At 72.2% G+C, this 21,623-nt stretch carries 15 protein-coding genes and 1 pseudogene; 9 read left to right on the top strand and 7 right to left on the bottom strand.

Going from position 1 to position 21,623, the window contains the following annotated elements; genetic code table 11:
- Positions 1–105: 105 nt before the first annotated feature.
- From ACZ6I1_RS33905 to ACZ6I1_RS33890, 4 genes are all read right to left on the bottom strand, one after another.
- Positions 106–618, bottom strand: coding sequence for a DinB family protein (locus ACZ6I1_RS33905; protein WP_469292865.1), 513 nt, complete (start codon positions 616–618; stop codon positions 106–108).
- Between the two features lie 98 nt (positions 619–716).
- Positions 717–2,804, bottom strand: coding sequence for a penicillin-binding protein 2 (gene mrdA, locus ACZ6I1_RS33900; RefSeq protein WP_469292864.1), 2,088 nt, complete (start codon positions 2,802–2,804; stop codon positions 717–719).
- A 64-nt stretch (positions 2,805–2,868) separates the two neighbouring features.
- Positions 2,869–4,326: an aldehyde dehydrogenase family protein gene (locus ACZ6I1_RS33895; protein ID WP_469292863.1), complete on the bottom strand. Its 1,458-nt coding sequence runs from the start codon at positions 4,324–4,326 to the stop codon at positions 2,869–2,871.
- Positions 4,327–4,415: 89 nt separating this feature from the next.
- A complete protein-coding gene (locus ACZ6I1_RS33890; RefSeq protein ID WP_069920828.1) occupies positions 4,416–5,294 on the bottom strand; it encodes a helix-turn-helix domain-containing protein in 879 nt (292 codons plus the stop codon).
- Between the two features lie 327 nt (positions 5,295–5,621).
- Here ACZ6I1_RS33890 and ACZ6I1_RS33885 point away from each other — a divergent pair, with 327 nt between their 5' ends.
- Positions 5,622–6,131: an ATP-binding protein gene (locus ACZ6I1_RS33885; protein WP_469292862.1), complete on the top strand. Its 510-nt coding sequence runs from the start codon at positions 5,622–5,624 to the stop codon at positions 6,129–6,131.
- Positions 6,132–6,262: 131 nt separating this feature from the next.
- Here ACZ6I1_RS33885 and ACZ6I1_RS33880 read toward each other — a convergent pair whose 3' ends face one another.
- Together ACZ6I1_RS33880 and ACZ6I1_RS33875 are read right to left on the bottom strand one after the other, a co-directional pair.
- On the bottom strand, positions 6,263–6,508 hold the full coding sequence (locus ACZ6I1_RS33880) for a DUF397 domain-containing protein (RefSeq protein ID WP_030656519.1): 246 nt from the start codon (positions 6,506–6,508) through the stop codon (positions 6,263–6,265).
- Positions 6,509–6,623: 115 nt separating this feature from the next.
- Positions 6,624–7,802, bottom strand: a complete 1,179-nt coding sequence (locus ACZ6I1_RS33875) for a DUF2786 domain-containing protein (RefSeq protein WP_469292861.1) — start codon at positions 7,800–7,802, stop codon at positions 6,624–6,626.
- Positions 7,803–7,817: 15 nt separating this feature from the next.
- Here ACZ6I1_RS33875 and ACZ6I1_RS33870 point away from each other — a divergent pair, with 15 nt between their 5' ends.
- Positions 7,818–9,641: a bifunctional 3'-5' exonuclease/DNA polymerase gene (locus tag ACZ6I1_RS33870; RefSeq protein ID WP_469292860.1), complete on the top strand. Its 1,824-nt coding sequence runs from the start codon at positions 7,818–7,820 to the stop codon at positions 9,639–9,641.
- A 27-nt stretch (positions 9,642–9,668) separates the two neighbouring features.
- Here ACZ6I1_RS33870 and ACZ6I1_RS33865 read toward each other — a convergent pair whose 3' ends face one another.
- Positions 9,669–10,142 carry a GNAT family N-acetyltransferase gene (locus ACZ6I1_RS33865; RefSeq protein WP_469292858.1) on the bottom strand — a complete coding sequence of 158 codons (474 nt, stop codon included), beginning with the start codon at positions 10,140–10,142 and terminating at the stop codon, positions 9,669–9,671.
- Between the two features lie 122 nt (positions 10,143–10,264).
- Between ACZ6I1_RS33865 and ACZ6I1_RS33860 the strand changes: the two genes are divergently transcribed.
- The 7 genes and pseudogenes from ACZ6I1_RS33860 to ACZ6I1_RS33830 all read left to right on the top strand — a co-directional run bounded on the left by ACZ6I1_RS33860 (position 10,265) and on the right by ACZ6I1_RS33830 (position 21,423).
- Positions 10,265–11,791 (top strand): PQQ-binding-like beta-propeller repeat protein, encoded by a 1,527-nt coding sequence (locus ACZ6I1_RS33860; RefSeq protein WP_469292857.1) that lies wholly within the window; start codon positions 10,265–10,267, stop codon positions 11,789–11,791.
- Positions 11,792–11,817: 26 nt separating this feature from the next.
- The gene (locus tag ACZ6I1_RS33855) at positions 11,818–12,684 is read left to right on the top strand and encodes a DUF8017 domain-containing protein (protein ID WP_469292856.1); all 867 of its coding nucleotides are present in this window, start codon (positions 11,818–11,820) and stop codon (positions 12,682–12,684) included.
- A 163-nt stretch (positions 12,685–12,847) separates the two neighbouring features.
- Positions 12,848–13,105, top strand: a pseudogene (locus tag ACZ6I1_RS33850) (hypothetical protein); the annotation flags it as partial.
- Positions 13,106–13,319: 214 nt separating this feature from the next.
- The gene (eccD, locus tag ACZ6I1_RS33845) at positions 13,320–14,675 is read left to right on the top strand and encodes a type VII secretion integral membrane protein EccD (protein ID WP_469292854.1); all 1,356 of its coding nucleotides are present in this window, start codon (positions 13,320–13,322) and stop codon (positions 14,673–14,675) included.
- Positions 14,676–14,696: 21 nt separating this feature from the next.
- Positions 14,697–15,947 (top strand): MinD/ParA family ATP-binding protein, encoded by a 1,251-nt coding sequence (locus tag ACZ6I1_RS33840; RefSeq protein WP_469292852.1) that lies wholly within the window; start codon positions 14,697–14,699, stop codon positions 15,945–15,947.
- Positions 15,948–15,949: 2 nt separating this feature from the next.
- Complete coding sequence (gene eccCa / locus ACZ6I1_RS33835; RefSeq protein WP_469292851.1) at positions 15,950–19,921, top strand: type VII secretion protein EccCa; 3,972 nt, start codon at positions 15,950–15,952, stop codon at positions 19,919–19,921.
- An 83-nt stretch (positions 19,922–20,004) separates the two neighbouring features.
- A complete protein-coding gene (locus ACZ6I1_RS33830) occupies positions 20,005–21,423 on the top strand; it encodes a DUF6177 family protein (RefSeq protein ID WP_469292849.1) in 1,419 nt (472 codons plus the stop codon).
- Positions 21,424–21,623 lie beyond the last annotated feature (200 nt).

The raw sequence follows: 21,623 nt of genomic DNA, 5'->3' as shown, positions 1-21,623 counted from the left end.
CCAAGTACGTCCAGTACGCGGGCATCCGGCCGGCACGCCGAGAGCACGCACCGGACACCGCTCCTTCACCACGGACCTCCGTCAGACACCCCCTAAGCCGCCGTGTCAGCCCATGGCCTTGGTCCCGTCGAGGGTCTCGCGGACGATGTCCGCGTGGCCGGCGTGCCGGGCGAACTCCTCCACCAGGTGCAGGAGCATCCAGCGCATCGAGACCTTGGCGTCCTTCGGGAACCACGGCGCCGGGGGCAGCGGGAACGTCTCGTCGAGGGTGGGCAGCGCCAGGACGAAGGTCTCCAGCTCCTTGACCACCCCGTCCCACGAGGCCAGGACGGACGGGATGGACTCGCCGTCGACCAGCCGGAAGGCCTCGCCCCAGCTGTCCCGGTCGCGCTGCCGCTCGTTGGGCCGCTGCTGGGCCAGCCGCAGCCAGTTGAGCTCGACCTCGGCCGCGTGCTTGAGCAGGCCCGACAGGGACAGCTCGCTGGCGCTGGGCCGGCTCGCGGCCTGCTCCTCGCTCAGCCCGAGCACCGATTCGCGCAGGGCCGTGCGCTGGGAGGCCACGAAGGCGAGGAGCGTGCCGCGCTCGTCGCCGGGGATCTCGGTGGAAATCTGGGCCATGGTCTACCGCCTTCGGATTCGGGTGTCTGTCCTGCTGACAAGAACCACGCTACGGAGCCTTGCGGTCAGGTTCTGTCCTCAATCCCCCGCATCGGCCGTCACGGTGCGTCGGATCCACCCTCCGGCCGCAGGGCGGGCAGGGCGGTGGCCGGCTTCGGCAGCAGGGCCTTGGAGAGGTCCTGCTTCCCCGTCGGGTCGAGCCCGTACATCGCCTCGTAGATCTTGCGGACCGCCGGTCCCGACGCACCCGAGCCGGTGCCGCCCTGCGAGATGGTCATGACGATCGTGTAGTCCTCGGTGTACGAGGCGAACCACGAGGTGGTCTGCTTGCCCTGGACCTCGGCGGTACCGGTCTTGGCGTGCATCGGGATCTGCTTCTGCGGCCAGCCGCCGAACCGCCAGGCGGCGCTGCCGTTGGTGGCCACCCCGGCGAGGGCCTCGTCGATGTCGTCCCGGGTCTTGGCGTCCATCGGGAGCCTGCCCCGCTCCTTCGGCGCGATCTCCCGGACCGAGGTGCCGTCGGCGCTGACGATCGCCTTGCCCACGCTGGGCTGGTGGAGCGTGCCGCCGTTGGCGATGGCCGCGTAGACGGAGGCCATCTGGACCGGGGTGACGAGGGTGTCGCCCTGGCCGATCGAGTAGTTGATGGCGTCGCCCTCGCGCAGCTGGTTGCCCTCGCGGCAGTTCTCGTACGCGATCTTCTCGGCGAAGCTGCCGTTCTTCTTGCCGTCCCGGCACCAGGCGTCCTTGTTCGCCTCGAAGAAGTCCTGCTTCCACTTCCGGTCGGGGACCCGGCCGGGCACCTCGTTCGGCAGGTCGATGCCGGTGCGCTTGCCCAGCCCGAACTCGTGGGCGGTCTTGAGGAACCAGTCGTTCGGGTTCTTCTTCGGGTTGATGCCGCCGTCCTTCTTCCACTCCTGGTCCGCGAGGGCGTAGTACACAGTGTCGCAGGAGACCTCCAGGGCCCGGCCGATGGTGATGTCGCCGTGGCCCTGCGACTCGAAGTTCGTGAAGGTCTGGCTGCCGACCGAGTAGGAGCTGGGGCAGGGATAGCGCCTGTTGAACGGGTACCCGGCGTTGACGGCGGCGGTGGAGGTGACCACCTTGAAGACGGATCCCGGCGCCGCCTGGCCCTGGATGGCCCGGTTCAGCAGCGGGTAGTTCGACTCCTTGTCGGTGAGCGAGGCGTAGTCCTTGGCGGAGATGCCGCCCACCCAGGCGTTCGGGTCGTACGTCGGGTTCGAGGCCATCGCCACGACACGGCCCGTCTTGGACTCCATGACCACGACCGCACCCGAGTCGGCCTCGTAGTTCCTGCGCGTGTTCTTGTCGTACCCCTTGCGGGCCTCGACCATCGCGAGGTGCAGCTCGCGCTCGGCGACCGCCTGCACCCGGGAGTCGATCGAGGTCACGATGTTCGAGCCGGGCAGCGCCTTGTCGGTCTCGCCCTGGCCGATGACCCGGCCGAGGTTGTCGACCTCGTAGCGGGTGATGCCCGCCTTGCCGCGCAGCTCCTTGTCGTACGTACGCTCCAGGCCGGAGCGGCCGACCTGGTCGGAACGCAGGTAGGGGGAGTCGGAGTTCTTCGCCTTGGCGATCTCCTCGTCCGTGACCGGGGAGAGGTAGCCGAGCACCTGGGAGGTGTTGGCCCCGTCGGGCGCGGCGTAGCGGCGCATGGCGGTGGGCTCGGCGGTGATGCCGGGGAAGTCCTCGGCGTGCTCGTGGATCTGGAGCGCCTGCTCGGTGGTGGCCTCGTCGCTGACCGGGATCGGCTGGTAGGGCGAGCCGTTCCAGCAGGGCTGCGGGGTCTTGGAGTCGCAGAGCCGGACCTTGTCGAGGACCTCCTGCGGATCCATCCCCAGGACGCCCGCGAGGCGGGTCAGGACGGCCTTGCCGCGGTCCTTCATGGTCAGCAGCTCGGTGCGGTTGGCGGACACCACCAGGTGGGTCGCGTTGTCGGCGAGCGGCACCCCGCGCGAGTCGAGGATCGAGCCGCGCACGGCCGGCTGGACCACGCGCTGGACGTGGTTGTTCTTCGCCTCGTCCGTGTACTCCTGGCCATTGCGTATCTGCAGGTACCAGAGCCGTCCGCCCAGGGTGAGCAGCAGCGAGAAGACCACGATCTGGATGACGACGAGCCGGTTCTGGACCCGAGGGGTCCGGCCGGTCTCGGGTATGTTGCTCAACTTGCACTCCCCCGGGCGGCTCCACGTGCGCCCGGTCGAGTCTAGGGGGTGGGTGGCCTGGGGATCAGAACGGGAAGCGGCTGCGCCCGTGCTGCACCGAGATCCATTTCTGGGTGGTGAAGGCCTCCACGGTGGCCTCGCCGTTGAGCCGGCCCAGGCCCGAGGCCTTCTCGCCGCCGAAGGCGGCCAGCGGCTCGTCCCCGATCGTGGAGTCGTTGACGTGGATCATGCCCGTCTCGATCCGCTGGGCGAAGCGGACGCCGCGCTCCACGTCCCGCGTGTGCACGGCCCCGCTCAGGCCGTAGGGGGTGGCGTTGGTCAGCCGTACGGCCTCGTCCTCGCCGTCGAAGACCACCAGCAGGGCCACCGGGCCGAAGATCTCCTGGGCCATCAGCGGGGAGTCCTCGGGCAGGCCGGTCAGCACGGTCGGCTCGACCAGGTTGCCGCGCGTGGACCCCCGTACGAGTGCCTGCGCGCCGGCTTCCACGGCCTGGTCCACCAGCGCGGTCAGCGCGTCGGCCTGGAAGGAGTTGATCAGCGGGCCGATGTGGGTGTCGGCCTCGTGCGGGTCGCCCGTCTTCAGGGCGCGCACGCGGGCGGTGAACTTCTCGGTGAACTCCTCCGCGACGGAGGCGTCGACGAGGATCCGGTTGGCGGCCATGCAGACCTGGCCCTGGTAGACGAAGCGGCTGAAGACGGCGGCGTCCACCGCGTAGTCGAGGTCGGCGTCGTCGAGGACGACGAGCGCGCTGTTGCCGCTGAGCTCGAGGACCGTCCGCTTGAAGTGGCGGGCGGCGACCGCCCCGACGTGCCGGCCGACCCGGTCGGAGCCCGCGAAGGAGATCACCTTGGGGACGGGGTGGGTCAGGAGCGCGTCGCCGATCTCGGCTATGTCCGTGACCAGGACGTTCAGCAGCCCGGCCGGCAGGCCGGCGTCCTCGAAGATCTTCGCGATGACCCCGCCGCCGACCACGGGCGCGTTCTGGTTCGGCTTGATCACCACCGCGTTGCCCAGCGCCAGCGCCGGGGCGACCGACTTGAGGGTGACCAGGAAGGGGAAGTTGAAGGGGCTGATGACGGTGATCACGCCGACCGGGAGGCGCTGGACCCGGTTCTCCTTGCCCTCGACCGGCGAGGCCAGGATGCGGCCCTCGGGGCGGACGGCGAGCTGCATCGCCTCGCGGAGGAACTCCTTGGCGAGGTAGACCTCGTACTCGGCCTTGGGACGGGTCCCGCCGAGCTCGTCGATCATCGCCTCGACGATCTCCTTCTCGCGCTCCTCGGTGATCCGCAGGGCGCGCTCCAGGACCGCGCGTCTGGTGTACGGGCTGGTGGCCGCCCAGTCGCGCTGGGCGCGCTCGGCGCCGCGGTAGGCCTGGTCCACCTGCTCGACGGTGGCCACCGTGATGGCCGCGAGCTTCTCCCCGTTGTAGGGGTTGACGTCGATGATGTCCCACGAACCGGTACCGGCCAGCCATTCGCCGTCGATGTACTGGTGAGCCAGGTCGCTGAATATGGACATGCCATCCCTTACTGCGAGCGCGCACCCGTGCGCTGCACCGGAGACCGATCGGTCGTCATGCACTGATCAGGAGTCATAGTACGTTCGGATCAAGACAGTTGGAGCAGGCCGCGGAGAAGATCCCTGGTCCGGTCGGCGTCGGGGCAGTCGGCCTGGAGCCGCTCCATCGCCCGCTCGTACTGCCCCACTTCCTCGTCCTTGTCCAGGTAGAGGGCGCTGGTGAGCTGTTCCAGATAGACGATGTCCTGGAGGTCGGACTCGGGGAAGCGCAGCAGGGTGAAGGCTCCGCTCTCGCCCGCGTGGCCGCCGAAGGAGAAGGGCATCACCTGGAGCTGCACGTTGGGCCGCTGGGAGACCTCGATGAGGTGTTCCAACTGTCCGCGCATGACGTCGCGGTCACCGTACGGGCGGCGCAGGGCGGCCTCGTCGAGCACGGCGTGGAAGACCGGTGCGTTCTCGGAGACGAGGACCTTCTGGCGCTCCAGGCGCAGCGCGACGCGGCGGTCGATCTCGGCGGCGGTGGCGCCGGGCATGCCGCGGCTGACGACGGCGTGGGCGTAGGCCTCGGTCTGCAACAGCCCGTGGACGAACTGGACTTCGTAGATCCGGATGAGCGAGGCGGCGCCCTCCAGGCCGATGTAGGTCTGGAACCAGCCGGGCAGCACGTCGCCGTAACTGTGCCACCAGCCCGTCGCGTTGGCCTCGCGGACCAGGCCCAGGAGCGACTCGCGCTCGGCGTTGTCCGTGACCCCGTAGAGCGTGAGGAGGTCCTCCACGTCCCTGGCCTTGAAGCTCACCCTTCCCAACTCCAAGCGGCTGATCTTCGATTCGGATGCGCGGATCGAGTAGCCGGCCGCCTCACGGGTGATGCCGCGGGATTCTCGGAGTCGCCTGAGCTGTGAGCCCAGGAGGATGCGGCGCACCACCGAACCGCTCGCTTCTGCGGTCACCAGTACTGCCCTCCCCATCGCAATGGACATGCGTGCGCGCGGGGCCCCCGTACCCCAGGGCCCGCAGTCTGCCACCAAAACGCATCGGCTCGTACTCGTTCTGTAACGGAATCCCGGCTCCCGCAAAAGAAGTCCGTAAGGATGCGTAGGAAGAAATGAGCAAGAACCATCACGGGAGTGGACAGGTCCGGCGCGTGCACGTGCATCTGCCCTTGCATCCGGCTCGCCCATTCGGAACGATGGTCCCCGCGCACCTGCGTGCACTTCGCGCCGGCGCGGGACCCACCCCGCAGTTCTCTTTGGACGAGGCCCCTGCTTCGTCCGCGAATCCCGGGAGTGCCTCGCATGGGGACGAATGGATCGACCATGCTCGAGCCGTTACGGCAGGGGCTTCCCCCGGTCGACCCCACGGCTGTCTCCGGGTCCGCGTCCTGCGCTCTGCCCGCCCGCCTCGAAGCGGTACGGGGAGCACGTTCCTTCTGCCGTTCGACGCTGTCCCAGTGGGGCCTCGACGAGCGCTTCGACGATGTCGCACTGGTCGTCTCCGAACTCGTCACCAACGCGCTGCGCCATGCCCTGCCCGAAGATCCGCGCGGCGCGGGCGGCGAGACGGAGCCGGCGGTACGGCTGCACCTGATGCGGTGGAGCACCCGGCTGGTGTGCGCGGTGCGCGACCCCAGCGAGGACCGGCCCGGGGGCTCCTTCTCCCCCGAGCGGACCGAGGAGAACTGCGACCTGGAGTCCGGGCGCGGGCTGTTCCTCGTGGACTCCTACAGCGACAGCTGGGGCTGGCACCCGCTCGCGGGGCGGCTGACCGGCAAGGTGGTCTGGGCGCTGTTCCTGCTCCAGGACTGACCGGGAAGCGCCTGCCGCCGAACGTCACGAACAAGGCAACTGGCCGGGACTGATCGCGATGATCATTCCCGGCCAGTGCACGTGCATGGCTTGATGGGGTGCGCCGTTCCGTTGGGTTGCCGTGCGCCGAATCAGCCGATCAGGTGGTCGAACTCGCCGTCCTTGACGCCCAGGAGCAGGGCCTCTATCTCGGCCGGCGTGTACACGAGCGCCGGGCCGTCCGGGAAGCGCGAGTTGCGCATGGCGACATCGCCGCCGGGCAGTTTCGCAAACTCCACGCAGGACCCCTGCGAGTTGCTGTGTCTGCTCTTCTGCCAGGTCAACTCAAACAAGGAAGCGAGTTCTGCAGCTGCCATCCCGTTGTACGCGTGGTCCACAGGAAGCCCCCGATAGTGCAGATGTCAACTGCACCGGATCATAGCTGTGTTCACCAGCGCATGCATGGGCAGATGCACGTGCACGCGGGGTGCTTCCCTGATCACAGAGCGATCGCTACCGCGGCAGCGGTCTCTGACGTCCGCCGACGTGCGCGGAGTCGGCGGCCGCCGTCCCGTCCTCCCAGCCGGCGTGGTCGGTGGCCCCCCGCAGCCGGGTCGTCGTGGTCCGCGGGAACATCTCCTCCGCCCGGGAGGTGACCGCAACGTCCCGGGCGACCAGGGCCGGCAGGTGGTCGGGGGCCTCGCTCACCGTGTGCTGCGCCGTCTCCGCGAGCCGCCGCCCGAGCCTGCTGGCGTACGCGAGCAGGAACGACTGCCTGAAGGTCTTCGTCCGCTTGCGTCCTCCCGCGCGCTGCGCCGCCTCCGCACGGGTCATCGACGCCGTGCCCTGCACGAGCAGGGAGGTGTACAGCAGCTCCACCGCCTCGAGGTCGCTCTCGAAGCCGACCACCGTGGAGAACTCGAAGCCGCTGTTCCACACCGCCCGGCACCGGTTGGCGGTGGCCACCGCGTCCAGCAGCACCGCCTTGGCCTCCTCGTACGGCGGCTCGACGCCGATCCGGCACGCGCCGGGCACCTGGGCCGGGCCCTTGCCGCCGGCCGCGAGGAGCGCCTCGTCCACGGTGTGCCGGGCCATCAGCTCCTGGGCCTTGGCGCTGAGCGCCTCCGCCTCCTCGGGGTAGGTGGTCGCCTCGGCCTTCGCGAGCAGCGCGCGGATCCGGCCGAGCATGCGCGGCTCGATGTGCGCGTGCGCGGCGAGGGCGTCCGCCGGGTCGCCGGGCAGGGGGCCCACCGGTTCGATAGACGGCAGCCGGATCAGCAGCCGGAACACCTCCAGGACCGCGGTGGCCAGCGTGAACCGGTCCGTCCGCTCGCGCTGCGCGAGCCGCTCGGCGTACGAGGCGTCCTCGCCCCACCAGACCTCGGCGTCGGTCCAGCGCTCGGGAAGCCGGGCGTAGCGGCGCGCCTCGGCGGCGATCACGTCCCCGGCGATCCGCAGGTGCCGCTCCCCGAGGTCCCGGCGGACCAGCCGGAGCACGTCGGCCGGCTGCCAGCCCCTCTCCCAGCCCTGCCGTACGTACGCCTCCCCGCGCCCCAGCAGCTCCCGGCCGATCCCCGCCCACTGCTCGGCCTCGGCGGCCAGCAGGGAGGCCCCGGTGTCCAGCCCGGTGTCGTCCTGGGCGTAGAGGGCGGCGGCGAAGGCTCGGTCGACGGTCTCGGCAAGGTCTCTCACACCTCTCAGCTTGGCATGGCCGCTTTCGCGCCCCCCCGCCCCGGCAGCCCCGGCAGCCCCGGCAGCCCCGGCAGCCGCGGCGCACCCGGACCGCACGGCACAGCTCGGCTCGGCTCGGCTCGGCTCGGCTCGGCGGCACTGTCCGACCCCGGTGGGACACTCGCACCTGTGAGCGAGAACGCCGGCCGGTGGGCCCTGGCCGAGGATGCCGACGGGCGATGGCACGCCGCGCCCGTCACCCCATCGGGCGGGGCCCGGATCACCGTGCGCGACCCCGCGGAAGCCGTCCGCGCCGCACACCCCGGCACCCGCTGGGTCTGGCGGTCCACCGCCGCCGTGTACCCCCGCCTGCTCGCCGCCGGGGTCCGCGTCGAGCGCTGCCACGACATCGAGGCCGTCGAGCTGCTGCTCCTCGGCCACGAGGGCCGCTTCGGCGAGCCCCGCTCGGCAGCGGCCGCCTGGGCCCGGCTCAACCACGCCCCCGTACCGCCCGACCCGCCGCAGCGCGCCGCCGAGCCCGGCGCCCAGGACTCCCTCTTCGATCCGCGGCCCGCCACCGCCGTCCCCCTCGACGCCCTGCTCGCCGTCCACGCCGACCAGGTGGGGCGGCTCGGCGCCACCGCCCACCCCGACCGCATGCGGCTGCTCACGGCCGCCGAGTCCGCGGCCTTCCTCGTCGCCGCCGAGATGCACCGCGCGGGCCTGCCCTGGCGGGCCGACGTCCACCGCGCCCTGCTGACGGAGCTGCTCGGCGAGCGGTACGCGGGCGGCGGGGAGCCCCGCCGCCTCGCCGAGCTGGCCGACCGGATCTCCGCCGCCTTCGGCCGCCGCGTGCGCCCCGACCTGCCCGCCGACGTGATCAAGGCGTTCGCCGAGGCCGGGATCAAACTCAAGTCCACCCGCCGCTGGGAGATCGCGGAGCTGGACCATCCCGCCGTCGAGCCGCTGCTCGCGTACAAGAAGCTGTACCGGATCTACACCGCCCACGGCTGGAGCTGGCTCGCGGACTGGGTGCGCGACGGCCGCTTCCGCCCGGAGTTCCTCCCGGGCGGCACCCTCACCGGCCGCTGGGTGACCAACGGCGGCGGAGCCCTGCAGATCCCCAAGGTGATCCGCCGGGCCGTCGTCGCCGACCCCGGCTGGCGCCTCGTCGTCGCCGACGCCGACCAGATGGAGCCGCGCGTACTCGCCGCGATCTCCCGCGACCCCGCTTTCATGGAGGTGGCCGGCCGGCCCGAGGACCTCTACACGGCCGTCTCCCGCCAGGGCTTCTCCGGCGACCGCGACAAGGCCAAGCTGGCCGTCCTGGGCGCCGTCTACGGGCAGACCTCCGGGGACGGCCTCAGGAACCTGGCCGCGCTGCGCCGCCGCTTCCCGCAGGCCGTGGCGCACGTGGACGACGCGGCCAGGGCCGGGGAGGAGGGCCGGCTCGTACGGACCTGGCTGGGCCGCACCTGCCCGCCGCCGGCCGGGGCCCCCGAGGACGGGGAGGCCGGGATCCCCCAGGACCGGGAGGACTCCTGGACCCCGAGCTACGCCTCGACCAACACCCGGGCCCGCGGCCGCTTCACCCGTAACTTCGTCGTGCAGGGCAGCGCCGCCGACTGGACCCTGCTGCTGCTCGCCGCACTGCGGCAGACCCTGGCCGGGATGCGGGCCGAGCTGGTGTTCTTCCAGCACGACGAGGTGATCGTGCACTGCCCGGCCGAGGAGGCCGCGGCCGTCGCCGAGGCGATCCGCGCCGCGGGTGAGCGGGCCGGCCGGATCGCCTTCGGCGACACCCCGGTCCGGTTCCCGTTCACCACGGCGGTCGTGGAGTGCTACGCGGACGCCAAATAGCCCGGCCCGGGAACCGGTTCGGTCGGCTCAGCCCAGCTCGTGGAAGTACACGTGGAACCCCTCGCGGACGAATCCCTCCGCCTCGTACAGCCCCTGGGCGACGGTGTTGTCGTACGCGGTCTCCAGCTGCACCCCGGCCACCCCGGCCGCCCGCGCCCGGCGCAGCACCTCGTGCAGCAGGGCCCGGCCCGCGCCGGTACGGCGGCCGGAGGGGGCGACGTACAGGTCGCCCAGCACCCAGATGGGCCGCATGGAGAGCGACGAGAACGTCCGGTAGACCTGCGCGAATCCCACCGTCCCGGCGCCGGGGACGTCCGCGAGCAGGACCTGGGACTCGTCGTTCGCGAGCCGCTCGGCCAGGAAGGCGCGGGGGCGCTCCGCGTCCTTCACGTCGACCTCGTAGAACTCCAGGTAGCCGCGGAACAGTTCCGCCGCCACCTCGAGGTCCGCCTCGCCCGCGCTGCGTACCGCGACACCGGACGCCGCCGCCTGACCGTTCATCCACGTCTCCCTTGATCCACTCCGCGCGCCGGGACCATTGTGCGCGGCGGGTCTGACAGCCCGTGGCCAAGAAGTCTAAAAATCTATTCTAGAAAGACTTCCGGATCGGCCACACTCGTGCCATGAACCAGACACCTGCCGGCTTCGGGCCGCCACCCGAACCGTTCGAACCGCGGTCCAGTGGCACCGGCGCCGGTACGGGCGGCCGGTCCGGGCGCCGGACGGCGGTCGTCCTGGCGGTGCTGGTCGGCGTGCTGCTCGCCCTCGGCGGCGGCACGTACCTCGCCCTCGGCGGCGACCGGGGCGGCGACGGCAAGGACGGCAAGGATTCGGCCACGCCGACCGGTTCTCCCTCGGTCGACCAGGGCGACGGGAAGGGCCCCGGTGTCGGCCCCGACACCTACGACCCCAATGCCGGCATCCAGCCCGGCGAGGCCCGGGTCTGGCTGCGGGACAACCAGACCGAGCTCGCCGGTTCGGGAGCCGCCCAGTTCGGCCCCTGGCGGGTGGGCGACGTCGTGGTCAGAGCGATGCACAAGGAGATCGCCGGCTATGCGGTGACCGACGGCCAGGAAAAGTGGAAACTCTCCTTCCAGACCCCGCTGTGCGGGTTTCCCCGCGACCCCTCCCCCACCGGCAAGCTGGTCGTGGGCGTCAAGGAGACCGACTCGACCACCTCGCACTGCAACCAGCTCCAGCTGATCGACCTCGCCGCGGGGACGGCGGGGTGGAAGGTGCCGATCCCGCAGGAGAGCCGCTACGACACGGCGCTGGAACTCGAAATGGCCATCGCCGGCGACACCGTGGCCGTCGCCAGGCCGGCCTTCATGAGCGGCTTCTCGGTCACCGACGGCCGCAAGCTCTTCGGTACGTCGCACACGAACGGCTGCTCCCCGCGGGCGTTCGCCGGAGGCTCCCGCCTCATCGCCCTCCGCAACTGCTTTCCGCCCAAAGAACCCACCGCGTCCGCGCAGTCGATGATCGAGGAGATGGATCCGGCCACCGGCGGCTCCAAGTGGAGCCATACGTACGACAAGGGCTGGAACGTCGGCCGGGTGCTGTCCGTGGACCCGCTGGTGGTGGCTGCGTACCACAAGGAGAAGAAGACCTGGAACATCACGGCGTTCGCCGCCGACGGGAAGATCCGCTCGCAGAGCGACGCCGCCTTCGGGGTCAGCGGCCGGTGCAACGGCTGGGGCAACTCGACCGGCTTCCAGGAGTGCTACGCCGCCGCGGCCGACGCCGACACGCTCTACATCGGCGCGGGCAAGCCCGGCAAGGAGCTCGGCGTCGAGGACACCCTCAAGGTCGTCGCCGTCGACCTGAACACCGGCAAGGAGAAGTGGAGCACGCCCGAGCAGCCGAAGGGCCGCACCATGTGGCCGCTCGCCGTCGAAGGCGGCCGGGTCGTCGTCTACGTCGCGCCGGGGGCCGGCGCCGCCGCTTCGGTCGTCTCCCTCTCCGCGGCCGACGGATCGTCCCAGCCGCTCCTGCAGAGCCCGGCGGCGGCCGCCGGGGCCGAGGGCGTCTTCTACGACCACGGGGTCCGCATCGCCTGGGCGGACGGGCGGCTGTTCCTGCTCAACGGCCGGGTGCAGGGGCCGGAGCCCAGGGCCGTGAGCCGCTCGATCCTTTCCTTCGGCAAGTAGGCAGACAGGCAGGAGGGGACGGACCCGTGCAGAACCCGTACCAGCAGGGACAGTTCGGCCCGCCCGAGTGGCCGCCGCACGCACAGCCGCACGCGCAGCCACACGCACAGCCGCCCACGCAGCCGCAGCTGCCGCGCCGGCCGGAGCCGCGGCGGGGACGGCGGCGTACCGTCATCGCGATCTGCGCGGTGACCGCCCTGGCGGTCGCCGCCACCGTCACCGCCGTCGTGTACGTCCGGCGCGGGGCCGAGGACCGTGCCGCGGCGGCCGACCCGTCCAAGCCGCTCGTCAAGGGCTGGAAGACCGTGGTCAACCCCCAGCACGGCACCGCGTTCGACGTGCCCCCGGACTGGGAGGTCGCCGAGCCCACGGTCTTCAGCGGCTACACCGACCGCAAGGACCCGGACAAGGTCCTCATCGGGCACACGGCCCCCGCCTTCTACAAGTCCAAGTGGTGCAGCATCGACGCGAACGGCGACGGCCGGACCGAGGACGTGAAGCTCGCCGCCACCGGCACCAAGGGCGCCGAAGGCGCCGAGAGCACCGCCGAGGTCGCCGAGAAGAGCGCGCCGACCTGGGTGTACGCCGCCAACACCCAGCCCGACAAGACCATCGTGACCTGGGACAAGCCGGTGGAGTACCGCACGAAGTCCGGCGTCAAGGGCACCTACGTCAAGGCCCGCTCCTCGGGCGCCAAGCAGCCCAACCGCTGCGCCGGCGACGGCCAGGCGGTGGTCTTCGGGTTCAAGAACTCCAAGGGCGGGTTCGTCGCCTGGGACTTCCACGGCCGCACGGGCGTCCCCGGCGCCGTCGGCGACGACCTGGTCATGCGCATCCTGAGCACCGTCCGCCTCTCCGGCGACCCCAAGGAGCCCGAGCCCGCGGCCTCCTGACCGACACGTCGGCCCACTCCCCGATCCGGATGTGCCGGATTCGGATGCATGCTCTATGTTGCAGGGGCAAAAGACGGGGGACTTGGCAGGCGCACGCGCTGCAGCCGCGCCCCGGGGCGGTGGTTGGCGCTCGACGAGCCGAGACTGGGGCAACGGACGAGGGATGGCACGGGACTACGACAGCCAGCTTCTGGAGTCGGTGGCGGTACGCCGCCGCAGGATGAGGGACGCCCTGCTCTTCGGTGCCCAGCGGGCGCGGCGCACGGCGGACGAGCGGCTCGGGAAGCTGTTCGCGGGGATCGCCATCGCGGCCGTCCTGTGCGCGGGCTGCGTCGGGTGGTCCTTCATCCAGCACACGCTCGCCAAGCAGAAGGCCGAGCAGCAGAAGCAACAGCAGCAGCAACAGCGCCATGTGCAGCCGCTCGGAGAGCCGTCGAAGGCGCAGCAGCCGCCGTCCGGCGCCGCGAGCCAGCCCCCTGCGAAGTCGCCGAGCCCCTCGAAACCGCCGAAACCGCCGAAGACGGCCCAGCCCACGTCCTCGAACTCGGCCAAGTCGCCCAAGCCGACGCAGTCGTAGCAGCGTCATGTCCCCTTGGCCCGAAAGGTCGCCAACCCGCGATGATAGGTTCCCGTAAGTGGTGAGCACAGCAACGACTTCCCGGGCGCAACTGAGCCGGGTGACCCTGGTCGGAGAGCGGCGCCGGGCCGATGTGGTCCTGCCCTCCGACACTCCGATCGGGCAGCTGCTCCCGGACATATTGCAGCTGCTCGACGACCGGGCCGCCTCGCGTCCGCTGACCCGCCAGCTGATCACGTCGGACGGTTCCGCGCTCCCGCACGACAGCACGCTCGCGTCGGCCGGCATAGCCGACGGCGCTGTCCTGCGGCTCGTCAGGAGCCACTCCGCGCCGCCCGCCCCCGTGGTCCACGACGTCACCGACCTGGTGGCCGACGACCTCGACCTGCAGGCCTGGCGCTGGCGGCCCGCCGCCCGGCGGGGCAGCGCGGGCGTCGCGACCGTCGCCTTCACGGTGACCGCGGCGCTGCTCGCCCGCCGCGAGTTCGCACTCGAATCGCTGACCGGCGCCCTCACCGCCATCACGCTCGTCCTGATGGCGGCCGGCGCCGTCATCTCCCGGCTGGGGCAGGGCAACCGCGGCCTGGCCACGGCCCTGCTGCTCGCCTCCGGCGGGCTGGGGCTCCTCACCGCCTGGACCGCCGCGGACGCCTACCAGTGGTCGGGCATCGCGCGGCTCGCCGCCGTCGCGGGTGCGCTCGTCCTGACGCTGGTACTGCTCGGCTACTTCTCCCCGCTCGGCCGCGGCGGTCTCATGGGCGCCGCGGCCACCGCCGTGCTCACCGCCCTGTGGGAGGCCGTCGCCGCCCTCCAGGACGACCCGGCCCGGCTCGGCGCGGTCATGGCCCTGGTCTCGGTGGTGGTGCTCGGCCTGCTGCCGCGGCTCGCCCTGATGGCCTCGGGGCTCACCGCACTCGACGACCGCCGCTCGGGCGGTGCCTCCGTCAGCCGCCACGAAGTGGGCAACGCGCTCGCCGCCACGCACCGCGGGCTCGCCCTCGCGACCATCGTCACCGCGATCTCGGCGGCCGCCGCCGGCTGGCTGCTGACCCTGGCCGAGAAGCCGTCGGTGTGGACGGTGGCGCTGCCGGCGCTCGTCGCCGTGGTGCTCCTGTCGCGGGCGCGGGCCTTCCCGCTGGTCGCCGAGGTCGTGGCGCTGATCGCCGCCGCGGCACTGCTCGTCGTACGCCTCGTGATGCTGTGGACCGAGCACGGCGCGGGCGCCGGACCGCTCGCCGTGCTGGGCCTCGCGGGGCTGCTGCCCCTGCTCGTCCTCGCGGTGCAGCCGCCGGAGCACGTGCAGGTCCGGCTGCGGCGCACGGCCGACCTCGTCGAATCGGTGGGCATGGTGGGGCTCTTCCCGCTCGCCGTCGGGGTGTTCGGCGTGTACGGGCAGCTGCTCAACAAGTTCTGAGGAAGAGGGGCAGGGGCAGACATGCGACACGGAGAGAACTGGCAGGGCGACGTCCTGCGCGACCTGAGGGGCGGAGCGCAGCCTCCGGCCCAGGGTCCGGGCGGCCCGCAGCAGCCGGTGCCGGGTCCGGGCGCGCCGGCCCCCGCCCCGGGCGCCGCGGATCCCGCGTACGGGTACCCGCCGCAGGCCCCGGCCGCAGCCGTGCCCCCGGGCTACCCGCAGCCGCAGCCGCAGCCGCAGCAGGCCCAGCCGTATGCCCAGCCGCCGCAGCAGCAGCCGCAGGCCCAGCCGTACGCCCAGCCGCAGCCGCAGGCCGCGTACGCCCCCGCAGGGCACGGCCAGGGCGCCCCCGCCCCCGAATCCCGGCCCGCGGTGGACCGGAACCTCACCGGGGCGGGCCGCAAGCCCCGGCACGGTGAGCCGTTCACCGCCCGCGCCCTGCGCGCCGTACGCAGAACCGTTTCCTCCTCGGCCGCCCGCGAGGTGGCCGAGGCCACCCGCGCCGCCGAGCTGCTCCAGCAGCCCGTGACCACGGGCCGCCAGATCGCCGTCACCTCCATCCGCGGCGGCGCCGGCAAGTCCACGGTCGCCGCCCTGCTCGGCACCACGTACGCGCACTACCGGCAGGACCCCGTCCTGTTCGTCGAGGCCGACCCCGCCCTGGGCTCGCTGCCGATCCGCCTCGGCGCCGAGACCCTGCGCTGGACCACCGGCGACGTCGCGGGCATCGTCGAGCCGCAGATGTCGCTGCTCGACGTCACCGGCTACCTGGTGCAGCTCCGCGACAACGCCTGGCTGCTGCCCGGCAGTCAGGGCCAGATCGGCGCCATGCTCGACACCCGGTCCTACGAGCGGGCCATGGTCGCGCTGCGCCGCTACTTCGGCGTGACCGTCGTCGACTGCGAGACGCTGCCCGCCGAGGTGGCCCGCGTCGCCCTGTCCGCTTCCCAGGCCCGCGTCCTGGCCACCCCCGCCACCCTGGACGGCGTCAGCAGCACCTACGCGGTCCTGCAGTGGATGCAGGGCCTGCCCCCGCACGTGATGGCGAGCACCGTCGTCGTGCTCACGGAGCAGGCCCCGCACTCGGGGATCGACCTCGCCGAGGCGGCCCGTACGCTCCAGGCCGCCGGACCGAGCGTCCACGTCCTTCCGTACGACCGCCACCTCGCGGACGGCGGCCGGATCCGCACCGAACTCCTCGCCCACTCGACCAGGCAGACCGCCGCCCGGCTCGCCGCGGACGTCTTCCAGCTCTCCCAGAAGCGCCACTGACGATGAGTACCCGACTGATCCACCGCCCGGCGCGGACCGTCAGGCCCCCGGCGGCTCCCGAGGCACGCACCATCGAGGCCCCGCCCAACCTCCCCGAGGGGAAGGCGGGCAACATCGCGATGTCGCTGCTGCCCGTGGCCGGGGTCATGTCATCCGTCGTGATGATGACGGTCGTCCGCAACAGCCAGTTCGCCGCACTCGGCGCGCTGATCCTGGTCGTCACCATCGTCGGCTCGCTCGCGCTCGTCTTCTCGCAGCGCGGCAAGGCCCAGCGCACCCGCCGCACCCAGCGCGAGGCCTACCTCGCCTACCTGGAGGACCTGCGCGAGGAACTGGCCGCCGAGGAACGCGAACGCGGTGAGCACGCCGACGTGCTCAACCCGCCGCCGCACGCCCTGTACGACATCGTCCGCGATCCGGCCCGGCTGTGGGAGCGCCGCCGCGTCGACGGCGACTTCCTGCGCGTGCGCGTCGGCACCGGCGAGATGCCCGTGCGCGACCTGCAGATCGGGCAGCAGGGCTCCACCGTCCTCACCCCGCCCGACCAGTTCATGCTCAACGAGGCGTCCGCGCTGACGGCCCGGTTCCGCAACGGCACCGAACTCCCGCTGACCGTCCCGCTCGACCGCGTCGGCAACATCAGCGTCATCGGCCCCCGCGAGGACTGCCTGCGCGTCGCACGCGCCCTGCTGGTCCAGGCCGCCGCCCTGCACGCCCCCGACGACGTGGCGATCGCCCTGGCCGTGCCCGGCGACCGGCTCGAGGACTGGGAGTGGGCCAAGTGGATGCCGCACCTCCTGGACACCGAGCAGCTCGACGGCCCCGTCGCCGCCCGCCGCATCGCCCCCTCCCCGGCCCAGCTCGCCCGGCAGGTCGGTCCGGAGCTGCGCCGCCGCGCCTCCTACGCCGCCGAGGTGCGCCGCGGACTGTCCGGCAAGGACGCCCTGGCCATGAGCTCGCGGCTGCTCGTCGTGACCGACGGACACGGTGAGGACGCCGTCGAACTCCCGCGCCCCGATGACGCGGTGGGCCTGCGCGAGATGGGCGTCACCGTCCTCCACCTGCTCGAACAGCGGGTCCAGGAGCCCGGACACGTCGGCGTGCGGATCACCGTCGACGGCGACCAGGTGCTCATCGAGGACCTGCGCCAGGACCAGCCCATCAGCGCCCACGGCACCGTGGACGAGGTCGGCATCCCCTTCGCCGAGGGCCTGGCGCGGATGCTCGCCCCGCTGCGCCTGTCCGCCGAGTCCCTCATCGACGCCCCGCTGTCCGGGCCCGTCGACTTCGCCGACCTGCTCGGCATCGACGACGTGGCCCGCCTCGACCTGCCCAGCCTGTGGGCGCCCCGCGGCGAACGCGCCTTCCTGCGCGTGCCGATCGGCATCAGCGACTCCCGCGAGCCCGTGCTGCTGGACCTCAAGGAGTCCTCCGAACTGGGCATGGGCCCGCACGGCCTGTGCGTCGGCGCCACCGGTTCCGGCAAGTCCGAACTGCTGCGCACCCTCGTCCTCGCCCTGGTGGCCACGCACCCGCCGGAGGACCTCGCCCTGGTCCTGGTCGACTACAAGGGCGGCGCCACGTTCGCGCCGTTCGCGGACCTGCCGCACGTCGCCGGCGTCATCACCAACCTGGAGAACCAGGCCGGCCTCGTCGAGCGCGTCCACGCCTCGCTCGCCGGCGAGGTCAAGCGCCGCCAGCAGGTCCTCAAGGACGCCGGAAACGTCGCCGACATCGGCGACTACGCCGCGCTGCGCGCCGAACGCCGGCCTGACCTGGACCCGCTGCCCCACCTGTTCGTCGTCATCGACGAGTTCGGCGAACTCCTCACCGCCAAGCCGGACTTCATCGACCTGTTCCTGTCGATCGGCCGCATCGGCCGCTCCATCGGCGTGCACCTGCTGCTGTCCAGCCAGCGCATCGAGGGCGGCAAGCTCAAGGGCCTGGACACGTACCTGTCGTACCGCCTGGGCCTGCGCACCTTCTCCGCCGACGAGTCCCGCACGGTCCTGGACACCACGGACGCCTTCCACCTCCCGCCGCTGCCCGGTTTCGGCTACCTCAAGGTCGACACCAGTCACTACGAGCGGTTCAAGGCGAGTTACGTCTCCGGCGCCTACCGCGGCCCCGTGCAGCGCGAGGAGGAGGACAGCGGCCCGCTCGCCCTGGAGTACGAGGCCTTCAACACCCTGTCCAAGCCGGAGAGCACGGGCGTCCAGGAGCCCTCCGCGCGGCGCCGGGAAACCGGCCCGACCGAGATGGGCGTCATCGTGGACCAGCTGCGGAACGCCGCCGGTCCGGTGCGCCGCATCTGGCTGCCCCCGCTGCCCGACGCGATCGCCCTGGACACCGTCGCCGGCCCGCTCGACGTGGGCGCGCGCGGCATGCAGCTGTCCAAGCGGCGCGGGCGGCTCACCGTACCGCTCGGCCTGCTCGACGACCCGACCAAGCAGTGGCAGGGCGAGTGGTACCTCGACCTGACCGTCGCGGGCGGCCACGCCGCCGTCATCGGCGGCCCGCAGTCCGGCAAGACCACCCTGCTGCGCACCCTGGTGCTCTCGCTCGCCCTGACCCACACCCCGCAGGAGGTCGGCGTCTACGGCCTCGACCTGGTCGGCGGCGGCCTCCAGGCCCTGTCGGGCCTGCCGCACGTCGGCGGGATCGCGGGGCGCGCCGACCGCGAGCGCGCGGCCCGCACCGTCGAAGAAGTGCGCACCATGCTCGCCCTGCGCGAGGACGTGTTCCGCGAGCACAACATCGACTCCGTGGAGCAGCTGCGCACCCTGCACGCGGCCGGACGGCTGCCCGAGCTGGCCTCCGCCGAGATCGTCCTCGTCATCGACGGCTTCGGCGCGCTGCGCGACGACTTCGAGGACCTCGACGACGCCGTCGTCGACATCCTCAAGCGCGGCGGCGGCTACGGCATCCACGTCGTCGCGGGCATGCTCCGCTGGAACGACGTCCGCATCGCCACCCAGTCGAACTTCGGCACCCGCGTCGAACTGCGCCTCAACGACCCCAGTGAGTCCAGCATCGAGCGCAAGCTCGCCGAGACCCTGTCCCCCGACGAGCCCGGCCGCGTCCTCACCGACGGCAAGCTGTTCGCGCAGGTGGCCCTGCCCCGCACGGACGGCCTGCGCGAGACCGCCGAGCTGGGCGCGGTGCTGGAGCGCACGGCCCGGACGATCCGCGCCACCTGGAGCGGCGAGGCCGCCCAGCCGGTACGGGTGCTGCCGCACCTGCTGGAGCCGCACCTACTGCCGGGCCCGGTCGCCGAGCCCAAGCGGGTGCCGATCGGCCTCGACCAGAGCGCGCTGGCGCCCGTACTGCTCGACCTGTTCCAGCACGACCAGCACCTGCTGGTCATGGGGGACAGCGAGTGCGGCAAGACGAACCTGCTGAAGACGATCGCCGGCGGTCTCATCGACCGGTACGGGCAGGACGAGCTGGTCTTCGCCATCATGGACCCCCGGCGCAGCCTGCGCGGGGTGGTCCCGGAGGAGTTCAACGGCGGCTACGCCTACAATACCAAGATGTGCGCCGGGCTGGCCGCGGGCATCGCCACCGAGCTGGAACGGCGGATGCCCGACGACAGCGCCCCGCTGGAGGACCTGGAGCCCGGCAGCTGGGGCGGCGGTCCGCGGATCGTGGTCCTCGTCGACGACTACGACGTGCTCACCACGGCGGGGCAGTCGCCGCTCGCCCCGTTCGTCCCGTACATCCCGTCGGCCGTGGACATCGGCCTGCACTTCGTCCTGACGCGCCGCGTCGCGGGCGCCTCGCGCGGCATGTACGAGCCGCTGGTGCAGGGCCTGCGCGAATCGGGGGCCTCGGCGGTCGTCATGGCCGGCGACCGGGGCGAGGGCCAGCTGTTCCCGGGGGTGTACGCCTCCCAGCAGCCCGCCGGCCGCGGTGTGCTCATCCGCAGGGGCCAGTCCAACCGCCTGATCCAGACCGTGTACACGCCCGAGTAGCGCTCGAGTAACGCCCGAGTAGCGCCCCTCCCGCCCGCCCCCGACCCTCCCTGAAACCGGACTGCGAAGGACCGTACGCCCCCATGACCAAGGACGTCATAGCCCTCACCCCGAAGATGCCCGATCCGTGGGCGGTGCTCGCCGGCCTCCTCTCCGGGGGCCCGGACAAGCTGGTGAACACCACGGGCGAGGGGGCGGTCGTACAGCTCTGCGACGAGCAGGGGCGGCCGCTGGTCTCCGTCGAGGCGCCGCTGCTGGTCCAGGTCGAGGGGGAGGCCGAGCGGCTGCTCGGGGCCACCCCGCCGCGCGTTCCGTTCTGGTGGACGGAGGCCCGCGCCACCACCGGCGTCCCCGACGCCGAACGCCTCGCGGGGACCTTCGCGGCGCGCCTCGCCGAGCTGGCCGGGGGGAGCGCCTGGCCGCCGGAGGCGGCGCGCTCGCTGGCCGTGGTGCACAGCGACGGGGTCAGTGTCGCGCCCACGCCCGCCGCGGCGCAGCCCGCCGTCGACGTGCTGACGCCCAACGTCGCCGTGGTCATCATGGACCGCCCGGTCGTCGCGATGACGGCCTGGCTCTCCGACGCCTTCCGGGCCTCCGCGGCGGCCGAGCGGGGGCTGCAGGTCGTCACTCCGCCCGGGACCCTGCTGTCCCCGGCGGTGCTGGCCAACATGCCGGAATGGCCTTCGCGGTGGGTCGTGCAGGACGAGCGGGAGGGCTACTACGACGGCCTTTCGGGCGCGGTGCTGCGCTGGCAGGAGGGCATGTTCGCCACCGTGGTGGCCGAGGACGCCACCGAGGAGGACCCGCGGACGCCGGTCGCCGCCTCCTACCAGGAGGTCGCGGAGACGGCCGAGCGGCAGCTGGCCATCACCTTCCGCACCGTCCACCCCGCGGACGACCGGCTGGTCCTCGGCGGCGCCCTGGAGACGGTGTGGCGCGAGCTGACCGGCGAGCCGCCGGCGGGCTGGGGCACGGCCGAACCGGCCAACCTGCCCTGGTCGCCGGGCCGGCTGACCGACGTGGCGTTCGCCCGGGCCCCCGAGCCGACGTGGTTCGTGGTGGTGGGAAGCCCCGAACGCCCCGGCCTCGCGACGGTGCGGATCAGCCGTACGAAGGCGGGCGTCGAGGAGACCGTCACGCTGGCGCTCGGCTACGGCGCCGGCGAGGAACCGCCGCTGGACGCCCTGCCCCGCACCGCGGAGGCCCTCGTCACCCGCCACCGCCTCCAGTCGATGCTCGTACAACTCCGCAAAGCGCGCCGCGACCTGCTGGTACCGCCGCGCTTCGAGGGACCGGGCGTACCGCTGGCCTTCGTGCTGGGCGCGGAGGAGGTCCGGGGGATGCCGGACGACCGGGCCCGGCGCACGCCGCTGGCCGAACAGCCGGTGCGGCTGGGGCCGAAGACCCGTCCCGCCTACTACTACCCGCTCCCCGGAGACCCGTCGGACCTGTCGGGGTGGGCGGTCTTCGAGCGGCTGATGGGGCATCTGAAGGGCGCGTGAAGATGTCTGGCGGTTTGTCATAGGGCCGTCACAACCGGCTGGTTGCTGATTGCAGGAGCGATGTAAGTTGATAGAACTAGACATACTGGCGAACGTTCGTGAGCACGGGGGTGTGGGATGAAGTTCGACATGGGGACGCAGGTTCTGACGAACCTGATGTCGGGGTCGCGTAACTCGAATACGGATCTGGGTGCGCTGAT

Source organism: Streptomyces sp. NPDC046303 (genome assembly GCF_055588085.1).
This window is presented reverse-complemented; position numbering and strand designations above follow the sequence as displayed.